At 55.9% G+C, this 12,107-nt stretch carries 19 protein-coding genes; 3 read left to right on the forward strand and 16 right to left on the reverse strand.

The features are described from left to right. Positions 1-51: 51 nt before the first annotated feature. From N018_RS12775 to N018_RS25750, 10 genes are all read right to left on the reverse strand, one after another. Complete coding sequence (locus tag N018_RS12775; RefSeq protein WP_025389841.1) at positions 52-510, reverse strand: hypothetical protein; 459 nt, start codon at positions 508-510, stop codon at positions 52-54. Further along, complete coding sequence (locus N018_RS12780; RefSeq protein WP_038401240.1) at positions 507-746, reverse strand: hypothetical protein; 240 nt, start codon at positions 744-746, stop codon at positions 507-509. The genes N018_RS12775 and N018_RS12780 overlap by 4 nt, the downstream gene beginning before the upstream one ends. Further along, positions 743-2,404: a YqaJ viral recombinase family protein gene (locus tag N018_RS12785; RefSeq protein ID WP_025389843.1), complete on the reverse strand. Its 1,662-nt coding sequence runs from the start codon at positions 2,402-2,404 to the stop codon at positions 743-745. Before N018_RS12785 ends, N018_RS12780 begins: the two co-directional genes overlap by 4 nt. After that, entirely contained in the window at positions 2,401-3,288 is an 888-nt protein-coding gene (gene recT / locus N018_RS12790; RefSeq protein ID WP_025389844.1) for a recombinase RecT, read from the reverse strand. Before recT ends, N018_RS12785 begins: the two co-directional genes overlap by 4 nt. A gap of 161 nt (positions 3,289-3,449) precedes the next feature. Then, positions 3,450-3,620, reverse strand: a complete 171-nt coding sequence (locus N018_RS27760; RefSeq protein ID WP_038401243.1) for a hypothetical protein — start codon at positions 3,618-3,620, stop codon at positions 3,450-3,452. Next, complete coding sequence (locus tag N018_RS12800; protein ID WP_016567834.1) at positions 3,617-3,808, reverse strand: hypothetical protein; 192 nt, start codon at positions 3,806-3,808, stop codon at positions 3,617-3,619. The genes N018_RS27760 and N018_RS12800 overlap by 4 nt, the downstream gene beginning before the upstream one ends. Next, positions 3,805-4,212: a hypothetical protein gene (locus N018_RS12805; protein ID WP_025389845.1), complete on the reverse strand. Its 408-nt coding sequence runs from the start codon at positions 4,210-4,212 to the stop codon at positions 3,805-3,807. The genes N018_RS12800 and N018_RS12805 overlap by 4 nt, the downstream gene beginning before the upstream one ends. Positions 4,213-4,232: 20 nt before the next feature. Then, entirely contained in the window at positions 4,233-4,523 is a 291-nt protein-coding gene (locus N018_RS27765; RefSeq protein WP_025389846.1) for a hypothetical protein, read from the reverse strand. Positions 4,524-5,063: 540 nt separating this feature from the next. Then, positions 5,064-5,840: a hypothetical protein gene (locus tag N018_RS12815; RefSeq protein ID WP_038401247.1), complete on the reverse strand. Its 777-nt coding sequence runs from the start codon at positions 5,838-5,840 to the stop codon at positions 5,064-5,066. 684 nt (positions 5,841-6,524) lie between these two features. Beyond that, positions 6,525-7,211, reverse strand: coding sequence for a hypothetical protein (locus N018_RS25750; RefSeq protein ID WP_051476173.1), 687 nt, complete (start codon positions 7,209-7,211; stop codon positions 6,525-6,527). Positions 7,212-7,315: 104 nt separating this feature from the next. On the opposite strand from N018_RS25750, the gene N018_RS12825 reads away from it, so the two are divergent. Continuing rightward, positions 7,316-7,573: a DUF1652 domain-containing protein gene (locus N018_RS12825; protein WP_025389849.1), complete on the forward strand. Its 258-nt coding sequence runs from the start codon at positions 7,316-7,318 to the stop codon at positions 7,571-7,573. 92 nt (positions 7,574-7,665) lie between these two features. Next, positions 7,666-8,274 (forward strand): hypothetical protein, encoded by a 609-nt coding sequence (locus tag N018_RS12830; protein ID WP_025389850.1) that lies wholly within the window; start codon positions 7,666-7,668, stop codon positions 8,272-8,274. A gap of 316 nt (positions 8,275-8,590) precedes the next feature. On the opposite strand, the gene N018_RS12835 is transcribed toward N018_RS12830, so the two are convergent. The 6 genes from N018_RS12835 to N018_RS12860 form a co-directional block, all read right to left on the reverse strand. After that, on the reverse strand, positions 8,591-8,959 hold the full coding sequence (locus tag N018_RS12835) for a hypothetical protein (protein WP_025389851.1): 369 nt from the start codon (positions 8,957-8,959) through the stop codon (positions 8,591-8,593). Then, positions 8,959-10,080, reverse strand: coding sequence for a hypothetical protein (locus tag N018_RS12840; protein WP_025389852.1), 1,122 nt, complete (start codon positions 10,078-10,080; stop codon positions 8,959-8,961). Before N018_RS12840 ends, N018_RS12835 begins: the two co-directional genes overlap by 1 nt. A 131-nt stretch (positions 10,081-10,211) precedes the next feature. Next, positions 10,212-10,433: a hypothetical protein gene (locus N018_RS12845; protein WP_025389853.1), complete on the reverse strand. Its 222-nt coding sequence runs from the start codon at positions 10,431-10,433 to the stop codon at positions 10,212-10,214. Continuing rightward, positions 10,433-10,741, reverse strand: coding sequence for a hypothetical protein (locus N018_RS28375; RefSeq protein WP_025389854.1), 309 nt, complete (start codon positions 10,739-10,741; stop codon positions 10,433-10,435). Before N018_RS28375 ends, N018_RS12845 begins: the two co-directional genes overlap by 1 nt. Before the next feature lie 34 nt (positions 10,742-10,775). Then, positions 10,776-11,015, reverse strand: coding sequence for a hypothetical protein (locus N018_RS12855; RefSeq protein WP_025389855.1), 240 nt, complete (start codon positions 11,013-11,015; stop codon positions 10,776-10,778). A gap of 45 nt (positions 11,016-11,060) precedes the next feature. After that, positions 11,061-11,723: a LexA family protein gene (locus N018_RS12860; RefSeq protein ID WP_025389856.1), complete on the reverse strand. Its 663-nt coding sequence runs from the start codon at positions 11,721-11,723 to the stop codon at positions 11,061-11,063. A gap of 96 nt (positions 11,724-11,819) precedes the next feature. On the opposite strand from N018_RS12860, the gene N018_RS12865 reads away from it, so the two are divergent. After that, positions 11,820-12,005, forward strand: coding sequence for a hypothetical protein (locus tag N018_RS12865; protein ID WP_016567845.1), 186 nt, complete (start codon positions 11,820-11,822; stop codon positions 12,003-12,005). Positions 12,006-12,107 lie beyond the last annotated feature (102 nt).

The following is a 12,107-nucleotide window of genomic DNA, read 5'->3' on the forward strand; positions in this document are numbered from 1 at the left end:
AGTGAATGTGATGCTGGCGTCTGCCGTGGCGGACGCGGCTTTGCAGGCGATTCATGCTGCCTTGACCTGATGCCAGGCCCCGGCCGCATAGAACAGCTTCGCGGCCTGAGCCTCGTCGAGCGAAACCTCGGCGGGGATCGCAATCCAGCCAGACGCCACCAGATGGTTCTGGTTACAGGTGCCGCGTAGCTCCAGGTAGTAATGCTCGATGGCATCAGTGAGTCGGTCGACCTTGTGCAGGCCCTCGGGCGATATCTCAACGGACTTCACATACTCAGCACCGCGCTCGTCTCGACACATGGCGCTGATGTAGATCGTCCATCGGTATGAGAAGTCGAAGAGGGCGTTCGCGATGGCCAGGGTGCGGATCTGCTTGTGGCTCTTCCAGTTCACCATGACCTGCAAACCGCTTGGGTCGATGTTCACCACGGCGACGTGGTTGGTGCTGAGTAGGGCGCGACAACTGCGTTCGGCGCGGGCAAAGCAGTTGTTTTGCTTGCGGCGCTTCATATCTCGGCCGCCATTTTGCGCAGCGCGTTCCTTTCACGACGACTCATGACCGGAGGCTTGCGATTCAGCACCGTGGCCGGGTCGATCCAGTCCTTGCGTGGCGGCTTGTGTGAAAGCTCAAATACGCCGACTTGCTGAATCTCCCCGCCACGGCTTTCGTAAGCGGCCATCAATGCAGCCAGGCGCGCCGATTCGACGCTGTTGCGCTGGATGGCGCTCAGTTCGGTAGTCATCATGCTGCCACCTGCGTGATGGTTACTCCGTCCATTTGGAAGTCAGCGCCTTGAATATGGACCAGGTCGTCCAGCGCGCCCCAGTTTACGGTGAGTACCGATATTGGAGCCCGGCCCTCATAGACGGCTTTCACCAGCGCATGAAGGTCGGTGACGTTCGCTTCGAGCTTTGTAGGCTTGGGCGGCACCTTGGCGGATGGGGCGACGGCGGACATTCTCGGAGCTGGTTGTTCCACCGGTTTTGGTGCCTCAGCGGCCTGCGGGTCGGGCGCGTTGGCTTTCGCTTTTTCAGCTTCAGCGACTCGCTCTGCTTCGGCCGCAGCCGCAAGCTTCGCTGATTCTTCAGCACGAATACGTTCACGCTGCGCCAGCTCTTTCGCTTCCTCGGCCTGCTTGTGCTCGTTGATCCGCACCTTGATGAGGGCCACCAGGTCATCATGGTTCTTGAGCACGATCTGCTGAGCATCGTTGAACAGAAACGCATGATCCACGGCAAGCGAGCGCAAGCTTTCCAGGTTGGCGCGGATACCGTCGCCGATCTGGCTGGCCTCGATCTTGGCCCGGGCCAGTTCAGAGTCGGCGGCGTCACGCAGACTGGCGATATTTTTTTTGCCTTTGATCGCGCCGACGAAGTCCGCAGGGATCTCCGGCAGCCGCACTTTGCCGCCGAACGAAGTGTTGATCTTGTCCAGGTGATCGCGCAGAGCTGCCTTCGCTTTCAGGACGATCTCGTCGCGAATGGCCCCCTTGCGAGCTTTCACCAGCTTGTCCAGCTCAAGGCGTTTGCGTCGAGCCTGCTCCGATATCTCGTCGATGGTGCGGAAGAGGGCGTCGATGGTTTCCGTCTGGCTCAGCGCATGTTGCTTGGCCGCCTCCAGGCGCTCCTCGACCTCGCCGCACCACTTCACTGTTTTCTCTGCGTCAGCGAAGTGCTGGTCGGTCTGCAGGTCAGTGTTGATCGCCGAAAACACGGCCAGTGAGTGGGCCTTGAACTGTTCAAGATTGCTGGCCGTGACCATGCCGGTGACTTCGATGCGAAGGGCTGGCAGCGCGTCCGGGGTCTTTCCAACTGCCTCCACCACAGCCTCCGTTGGCTCATACGCTTCAAGGTCGACTTCGAACTGTTTCCAGCCGGCGACCAGCTTCGCCGCCCGGCCTTTTACCGGGAAGTACTCCATCGAGACGAAGTTGTCTTCGGTCCCGTCCGAGCAAACGAAAATCACTTTCTCGGCACCGGACACCAGCAGTTGCTGCTCCAACTGCCAGTAGTAGTGCGCATCCAGATCACCCGCACGCACGTCGGCGGCGAGCTTCTCGTTCCACATTTTGTGTTCGAAGAGGATTTCTCCCATCATTGTGCAGCCGTCGAGGGAGGCCAGCAGGTCGCCTTCGGTGCCCACAACCGGGAACAGGTCTTCGCCGATTCGACCTTCAAGAATCGGACGGGCCAGCGCTTCGGCTTCGTGCCCCTTATCGAACAAGTACTTCTGGACCCACCAAGAGATGTCCCGGTCCAGACCGGTCTTTTTGGCGTGAAGCAGCTCGGTGCGCTTCATCTGCTTGGATGCGCCCATCATCACCGGAGCTTCAGAGGCGGTGCGATAGTTGGCGCGGAGAGCATGCCATTCGGCACTGCCCTGGGTGACTTTATGCGTCTTCATGCGGTTTCTCCGGCGATAGGAGCCATCTGGTTGATTCGGTCGATCTGATCGGCACTGAGGGTGTATTTCGATTCCAAGAAGGCGATCAGGCTTTCGGTGTCGGTCTTTCCGGTGTCGATACCGTCCTGCCATTTGGGAAGCATCGTTTTGAATTTGTCGTCCTCGTAGGCGGGAAGCTCTGACCCTTGCTGCTCAGGTTGCGGCGAAACATCACGGTACCGAGGGGCGCTTTCCTCCAGCTCATCTGGGCTGTAAACGCCCAGAATCACGTCCGGGCAGTAGAGGCGGGACCAGCGTTTGGTTGCCAGGTACGCGAGCTGCTGTCGAGGATCGTCGGCCCAGAGCGTGCTGTTGCGTGTACGCGCCTGGGCCAGCAGCAGCTCCAGTACCCTCGGCTCGTCTTCTCCGCGGAACGTCGCCCAGACCTTCACGCCCAGGCCTTCCTCGTCGGCAAGCTTCCAGCCGGGAGTGCGGTACTCGCCCTTGTCCCCTTTTTTGATCTCGAACTTGCCGATCACCTTTTCCCAGTTGCCATACCACTCGTAGTGCAAGCGATCCACGACAGGTGCGCAGGTTGTGATCACGGCGTTGACCAGTTGCGCTTCGTAACCCAGCACGCCGTTTACCAGATGGGTTTTCTGTGCGACGGCGAAGGGGTTCATCCTCCACTGCATGGCCTGCATGACGACGGCCAGGCAATCGGCGGAATTGCCATTGAAGTGCTTCGGCAGCGTTGCTCGCCCGGTGGCCATTACTTCAGCCAGGCGCATCATCTTGTCCAGGCTGTCGCCGTCCAGGACCAAGGCGCTGGTCGAGGTGGCCGCATGCGGAAGCACATGCAAATTTTGATCGTGCGATACGGACGCAACGTTTCTTGCGGACATAGGAAATCCTCGCGCTCCATGCGGGCGCTGCGATTGGATAAAAAGGGCTTACTGAGTGATGTGCGATGCGTAGGCGCTTGCGAGCATCCAAGCGGTTGCGAGGGCCAGCATTACGAACGAACCACGCCATGTGTAAACACGGAGCTGGCGTTGCTTACGGGTCATTGCCGCGCACCCATCGGCCGACGCTTGAGCCAGTCAGCTTTGATCGGGTAGGGCAGGTCAGCAACTCGCATGCCGACGGGGTAGGTGATCGTTCCCCGAACCTGGGCGCGTGCTTTCACCTCGTCAAGTTGCTCATCGATGAGGGATTTAACGATTGGCTGGCTCATGCCGCCTCCTTGCGCTGTTGGCAGTGCCTCAGCAGGCGACTGCAGTAGTGGGAAAACTCTTCGAGGGTGATGAGCTCGTCGGTCATCATCTTCGTGATCATCTGCTGGACCAGAACAACCTCGCCGCGTGTGCTGGCTGGGTGCTTGAGGGTTTCGAGCGCCTCGTCGATCAGGATGTGCGGGCTCACAGCTCTTCATCCTCGCGCTGGGCGATCACGCCGTCTGCCGCCAAAGGCCGAAGCAGGCCCTCTGCGACTTCGAACAGGGCATCTTTAGGGTTGGGGCAGTTCAACACGGCGTCTGCTGCCTCTCTGGTGCAGGCGGGTGAACCGAACTTGGCCATGTAGACCAGTCGCCCCAGCGCTGACTGGCTCGCACCAGATGCGCCGAGCTTCTCCATGGCGAACTCGTCGACCGCGATCAGAAAGCGCTCGAATGTCACGCCTTGAGGATCCTGCAGGCGGCGTTTGAACTTGATGTCGTCTCCGTGGACCAGAGCGTGTGCGCTGTTGGCAACCCAAAGTCGTTCGGCGGGCGTCAGTTGTTTTACTGGCGCGCCCGGCAGAGGCAACACCTTTGCTGCTGCGTTCATGATTGCCTCCAGGGGCTGGGTTATGCGGTGAGCAAGGTAAGTGCCGCCTGGTGGTCGGCGACGTCTTTCTGATGAGCTTTGCGCCATGCGATCTGCAATTTCAGAAGATGAATTTCGCCTGACTTGGTGGTTTTGAAATACTCGCCAGAGTCGTCTGTCCCACACAGGTGAATGTCGCCTTTCTCAACGAGAGCCTGAACCGTCCTGTGAAGGTCTGAATCGATCTTCTCTTCGTTCGGGCCAACGTGGAGCGTGCTTTTCTGGTTGGCGAAATACAGAACCTTTTCAACTGTGTATTTGGTTCGAGCCATGATCTTCATGCTCCTTGAGCAGTGAACCTCTTCGACTGAACACTCAAGAACGGCTAGAGGCCATACAGGCACCGGAGAGGGTTCAGTCGGAGAGGTTCGCGGGATGGAGGAGGGCAGATGGCCGGGCGCGAATCCGGCGAGAGCGGAACCTTTCGGCACGACCGCTCGGAGGAGCAATCAGCTAAAGCTGAAGCCTATTAACCGCGTTTCTCCAGGGCCGCCGAAGCGTTCAACCCAGCTTTCAACGCCGCATCTGCTTTGCTGGTTACGTCTCCAGCGCGGACTTGCACCGCCGTGTTGATTCCCAAGGGTTGACGCAGGGGGCCGCTTTCGCGGTGTGTACTCATCCGCATCGGGGTGTGATCTACGCGAGGTCGTCACCTCTGGCTTTGCCTGCGGCCGTACTACGCCGACCGTTCTCAGTGGCTCGCCTGATTACGAGTCAGGTGCCTTGCTCCGCTGCAGATCACACTCCGATGCAGCCTGGCGCTATGACAGGGTTCGGGCAGTTTTCGTCAGGCTGACGCTGGCGCTGGTCGTTCAGTCGTCGAAACCGTAAGAGAAATCGCTTTCCTCGCAATCGATCAACAGGACGGCATTGCCAAAATAAAGCGAAGCGAGAATCCGCTCCCATTTCGTACGCAGGTTCATCGTTACCGAAATTTTCTTATCGGCGAGCTGTGCGCTGTATACCTTCCCGAATTCGACTTTCGGCCTCCAGCGGTCGCCAGTTTCTCGCTCACCCTCAACCATCACTTGCAGGTTGTGCTTCAGGCCGTAATCGCTGCGTCGTTCACTGCCGAGGCTGTACCGGTTACCACCCTCGGGCTGCGGGTCGAAGTAAATGTGGTAGAACTTGCGAGAATGGCTGTCATCCTCAGTGATGCGAATCTCAGGCGCGCTCCACCGCTCTTCAGCGGCCTCTTCCTTGTGCTCGTCAATGAACGCTTCGAGCAAATCCTTCAGCGAAATCTCACCGGTTAGCAGGCCTTCACCGGTCAATACCTCGGTGATGGATGTGTCGGCCTGTTTTATGATCGCCGATTCCATACCGGAAGCCTCCCAGCGCTCACGCAATGCATTAGCGATCAAAGCGTTGTAGCGCTGAAGCTCGAACATGTCCGTGACATTTGCCGGAAAGGCTTCTTTTACCGCGGCTTTGATTGACTCACCGATGGTGCCGTAGGACCTGAAAGCATCCTCGACGACACTTTTAAACATCTTGTCGATGCCTTCATCGATCAGCTCGCGAGGGCGATCTGATAGGGCGTAGGTGCTGACGCGCTCGGCCAGAAGTTGCTCAAGGGTTTGTTGCATTATTCATTGCTCCGTGCGGGTTCGGTTGATTTCCCGTCTGGCCCTGGTGCCAAGGCCAATCGGTGAAATCCCGGCCTCGCTACTGGCGACAGGCCGGGGTACTGCGTCAGCGGTGTGGTTGCTTCTGGTTCCTAATCCCCGCTCACTGATTGCAGGTTTCGGCATCGTGGTGTGGCGGCGGGCTTCCCTGTTCACAGCAGCTCGATCAGCGTTGCTGGTGTGGTCGTCGGGCATATACAACATGCGACGTGCAGCCCTGTGCCTGGTTGAGTTTTAAGGTACATCGCATGAGGTCCGGCGATCCTCATAGCCGAAGCTCGGAGCGCTAATTCAGTTCGGTATCTATCCCTTCTGCCGCTGGGATTCGCGGGGCACATTGCTTGCCAGGTCATTCACTCGGTCAAGGCGTTTCACCATCGTCAGCCGTACAGGGTTCTCCCTGTCGTGGGCAGCCTTTCGGGGCTGTCTGATCGCCGGTCGCCGGTAGAGGCAATGCGGTCTGTTGTTTGTTGCGCAGGCTGTTAAAGAGCGACTCGATCCGCTGGGCCTGTTCAGGGGCTGTTACGTCTCGATAGGCGAACAATACGCAGGCGTATTAATGCAGTCAATACGTTAGCGTATTATTTTTTGCGCGCCCACAAAAAAACCCGCTCGGAGGCGGGCTTCATTGCAAGATTGAAGTGGCTATGCGGCGGGCTTCACCCAAAATACTTCTCCATGGAGCGCAAGCTTCATACCCAGCGCTTTGCGAGCAGCGGTGGCGTCTTGCTTGTTTGCATATGCGCCGACGCTTAGGACCGAGCCGTCCGGCTCTAGCATGGGATAGCCTGCTGCATGAATTAATGTGGCAACGCGCTCTATATCGGGACCAGGCCTACAAGGTATGCGCACGACCCATCCATGTACCAAGGCCGTTGGTTCGGCAGCCTCTACATCGGCACCACAGAACCGGCACTTCACAGCAGCAGCCTTGATTGTCTCGGCGCAGAAAGGGCATGCCCGGGTATCCACAGCTTCTTGGGGCACGGGCTGAGACGTTTTGCGCCCGAAGATCACCATCAGTAAGCCAGCGATCGTGATGATCCCGCCCGTGAGCGTTAAGTTTGATCGGTCGGACATCAGGCCCAGGTTATTGACTCTGCCCAAGCCGGTAGGCACCGATATATCCATGCCGATGGCATAGATCAGACACGCAATACCCGCAATCAAAACAAAAATGCCAAAACTACGCATCGCCAGCTCTCCCTGAATGATTTGGGATTCTACCATGCAGGCGAACAGCGGCCGACGATCCGCCACCGCAAAATCCCGCTCAGCGGCAGGTCGGGTCAGATCGAACAGGGGCAGGCTGTGCAAGGGCGAGTAGGGCACTGAAGGCGCATTAGGCATAATGCCCGCAGTATCCAGTTTCCCGACTACACTCCGCGAGATGTAGGCCTCAGGAATTCTCCTGGCCTGCGACAAGGATGGTCCGAATGACTTCCAACATGGATCTGAGGCCTATCATTGAGGCTGCTTTTTTGCCGATGAAATGCGTATGCGATTTCGTCTCGGCAGGCTTGATGACGATCCGGATATCCAACCCGGTCACCGAGACGGAAGAGTTCACCTTCACAGGTATCGATACGACCGCACTGGTTACGATCCGCGATATCGTCGGGCTTATACTTGAGGTGAAAGCGGAGATGAGGCTGCGGCGCTCAGCGTTCTATCTGCATCCAAGAGGAAGGTAAGCGTAGGCTGAATAAGAAGCCCGCTCAGTTACGAGCCTTAGGAATTAATGCCGCTCTGATACAATCCTCAAACTAAAATTTTGGAGTTGGAAATGAAACGGATTATCGCCTTATCTGTGTTCGCTTTTTTCCTTGGCGGATGTGCCTCTGGGGCTGTATGGAAAGCCACTGGCAGCACTGACGAATTCACTGACAAGACCACCATGATGGTGACGACCGGGGACTTTTCTACGAGTAGCGGCATTATTACAAGTACGCTGAAATTCTACCCGGTTGTGCGAAAAGAGGGCGGGCAAGTTTATGTAGGCGTCATGTCTGGCGGCAGGTTTAAGATCCCTGTAGGCACCGTGCAGCTGCGGATCGATCAAAACGAAGCTTGGACTATCACGCCACAGGAGACGCCAGTGAGCTTAATGCCTGCTGCGCCGCAGTACGTTCTGAACCTGCCCCCCGAGCAGGCTGCCATCGTCAAAAACGCACAAGAACAGGCCATGATCAACGCCACACAGATGATGAGCCCTTACACCATCGCAGGCGGCGATAAGGCCAAGAATATTCTCAAGCAGATGCTTGCTGGGAAGGTTCTCAAATACCGCACAGTAGGAATCAATCAGGCAGCCTCGACAACTGGCGAGGTTGCGCTCGATCCTTCTCTGGCCGAATCGCTAAGGCTGGTAGGGATAGAAGCGGCGTCGCTGTAGTCCTGGCAGCAAAGCCTGCTCGATTGCGTACCGGTCAGATAGGAAAGGGTAGCAGGTAGAATGAAAAAGCCCGGCGCAGGGCCGGGCTCCTGTTACTTACAGGTCCCACCTTTGTGGTGAGAGCCAGTACCGCCAGTTGGATGCGTGCCCTTGGGGCATGCTGAGGCAGAAACTGAAACGAATGAAAGTAGTGCGATGAGCCCAGCGATAGCTATCTTTTTCATAGAGCCTCCTTGCACTGCGAGATGCAGTACAAGGATATCGGCGCAATGAACTTCTTCTTGAAGAAAGCCCGATGCGGGGCCAGCGTTAGGGGCTATGGCTTGAATAACCATCCTCTTTGCTCTGCAACGGCTCTAAGCAATTTGGCTTTTCTCCTGACATCATTGGGGCTGTAACCACTGAAATCTATAATAGCGTGCTCTGGGAACGGCTCAGGATCCGGTCTTACTTGCAGGCCGTTGTTTGAGCACTCATCCATCGTTACGGAGAGCACTCCTGTAGACTTCAGTCCAAGCCCTTCAACAAAATGAACGTAGGCAGCAGGTGCTTCAATTAAGTCGCCATCGTAGCAAGATAGTTTCAGCTCGTCCTTAGGGGTTGGGCTGAATGCTTGGGATGTAATTTTTCCGTCTTGTATAAAGCTTGGGTTTATCTGCCTCAAAAGATGAGTTTCTTCCTGCATTAAATCTCTCCTTTAGCCGCCTGAGAAATAGTTTCGATCAAAGCGGCAACATCATCTTTATCGTTCAGTGATAGCCTAAGGAAGATTTCCTCAAAGGTAACTGTATTCAGTCCGTGTAGTTCTGCTGATCGGTCCGGAAATAAAATTTCCAGGCTCAAATCCTGATTTCCCGTCCGCCATTCAAGCTGAATGCCGCCTTCTTCTGTGGGGTATAGGTAAGGGACAGGCAGAGCGGATGGATAGGATTCTTCAAAAAAAATTTCCAACCAATCAAAATCAGCGCGTGCAGGAACGCGGCCGATCCCGTCCAACCAACCTGGTCGGAGTAGTCTCAGTTCGTCCAGCCTCGCAAGAGGGTCGATGCTTTCGATGATGGCTGCGTCCTCAATCATATCGAAAGAGTCTAGACGTTCATTTCGATCAAATCGACCAATACCAGACACCGAGACCCTTACACCCGACAGGTAACCGTTCATGGCCTCAAGGATCACGTCCAGATGAATAGCGTCAAGCCCTGCGGCAATTTTTCTCCCATTTGCTGTTTGAAGCTCGAAGCTCATCTTGTCCAAGTCGAGCTCGGAAACCAGCCCCCTCACTGTAATTTCGTCAGTGAGAATCTCATTCTCTGATGCGAGTAGAAGCCTTCTCCGGGTTAGCTTGGAAAGTCTAGCTGGCCTCTCGCGACCAGGGAAAAATTCCAGAATTTCTCCCTCCCTCAGGCCTCGCCCAAAGCGATCAAAATAGCCCAAAAGGTTGGTAGGTAGATGTCGCGTGATATCTTCGTTCCGCTCTGCGGCATCAATAGCATTCCCAATTGCCTCTGCAGCTCTGAAAAAGTAATCTTCATTCGCTGCGGGAAACAATCCTGCGGAAGGGTCATTATATTCGATGGCAATTGCAGCTTTAGCGCTCCCAGGATTTACGGCTGATAGGGCCAAGCTCAGCGGGGCTGTAAACCCTTTTGGCGTTCTAATCCGATCGTTATCTTGGACATATTTCCACTTAGCTACGGCGATTAAAAATTCTTCAAGGACGGATAAGTCTTTAAGCAATTCCAGAGGAATTGTGTGGTCGCTAAATCTTGCCCCTACAAGTCGGGGCTCCATAATCGGTCTTTTCATGAGCATTCCATCTCTCGTTAACATCAATAAAACCGATTGCCGGGTCAGCAGAGATGAGCTACAGAAAAACGCCTCCCCCCAAACAGAATCATGCCCAAATTATTCCCACAACTGCACAATCCGTCCAGCCTTTACCGCACCCGCATACCGTAGAAGTGATTCAGCGCTATCAGCTCAATCACAGCCACGAAAACGCACAATACGACGAAGCCCGGACTGAAGACGCGCTTGCGGCCGGATGATCCTCCGCCCAGCCAGGCCGAGTCGGAAGCGCCGGGAATCACCATGAGTAACGCCAGCCAGGCAATGGCCCCGGCCTTGCTCCAGAAGTGCTGTTCTCGCCATGCGCTCATCACTTTAGCAAATTAAAGCTAGGGCAATTCATTGCATGATGGCGTCGCATAAGCGCTGGATACACTGACTCATCGTAAATCGGGAAGCCAGGGCCAGGGTCTGTGCGCTGGGCGTGGTGAAGCGCGTCGTCCATAAAAGCCGATCTTGCGAGATCCTGAACGGCCCGACATTGCTCAACTCGCTCGGCTTCCGTCGCCGGCATTGGGAGTGCTTCGATTTTCTTTTCGTATTCAGTTTTTGGCTTGCTGGCGCAGCTTGAGACAATAAAGGAAACGACTATCAGGACCGAAACTCTAAAGACATTCATTTCACATTCCATAATGATGAACCAGATGACCCGGCTACTCAGATCGTTCCCGTACAATCCGTCCTTGCCTAACCTCATCTACATACCCAGCCAGCTTGTCCTCGTCGGCCTGGAACAAAATGATCATCTTCAGGACGGCTTGGGCATCAGCCTCGTTACCCGCCAGGCTCAATCGCTCGACGATCCGCAGCAACTCCACGGCCGACCATTTCAAGTCAGAGGCGAGGCCCTGTAGGTCGCGTGCCAATTGTTGATTCGGCTTCGTCAATCCCATGACTGGTACTCCTACGAATTCCCGCCGCGCCATATGGCTCGGCTTTCATGCAAATTTCGTCAGCGCTCTGACCACCACACCGATGATCCTACAATCGTCCGCGCACTGTACCGTAGGGTACGCCGCGTTCAGCGGTTTCAAAAACCTGACGCCACCGTCTTCTACCAGCTTCTTGAATGTTGCCTCATTGCTCCCGGCCAGCTTGGCTATCACAAGCTGTCCAGGGCGCACGTCTGCCTGGGTGTCTACAAGGATCTGGGAGCCCTCAGGAATCGAAGGGGCAGTAGGCGCCGTCATCGAGTCTCCTTTGACCAGCAGCCAGAAAGCCGGGCCTTTAGCCTTGTAGTCAGACATCTCGTGATCATCAGAGGCACCAGGCGCGTAGGGCTCAACCGCTTCGGACCACGCACCAGCAGCTACCCAGCTCACTACAGGGTAGCGGTACATGCGCGGTGGCTGATCAACGTGAGCGACATTGGATTGCTCTGCTGATTCTGAGGCCGGTCGCGGCCCGCCGTCCCAGAGCCATTTGCTCGGAACACGCAAAACCTTCGCAATCCTCTCGATGTTTTCACGCTTAGGGGATTTTGATTCGCCGGTAATTATCCTGTGAATAGTCGGCTGCGTGACGCCAGCCTGACGCGCCAGCTCGCCCTCGCTCCAGCCGCGAGCATTCATCTCCGAGAAGACTCGGTCCCCGATATGCATTTTTCACCAATAAGAAAACGTATTACGGGAGTGTATTGCCTGTTCCAATACGTACGCGTATTATTGGTTCAATACGTCGCCGAATTGGAGGCACCTATGACGATTCAACAGATGCTTACCGGCTTGTTCGCCATGGGCTTTTCCCAGAAGGCGATCGCCGAAAAAGCTGAGACCACTCAGCCAACTATTCACCGGGCCAGTAAGGGTGCCGGGGTTCGCTACGAGACAGGGAAAGCTATTGAGACCCTGTACGAAGAAGCCATTCAGAAATCAGCCGCTTAAACCCCTTCATCAGCTACGCGCCGCTGGCCTAAATGGCTGATGAGATGTCGCTGGTCCGCCGCGTCAATGAACAGATATTGCCCTGCCTCAACGCCAGGCACT

This window comes from Pseudomonas syringae CC1557 (genome assembly GCF_000452705.1).
Taxonomy (GTDB): domain Bacteria; phylum Pseudomonadota; class Gammaproteobacteria; order Pseudomonadales; family Pseudomonadaceae; genus Aquipseudomonas; species Aquipseudomonas syringae_F.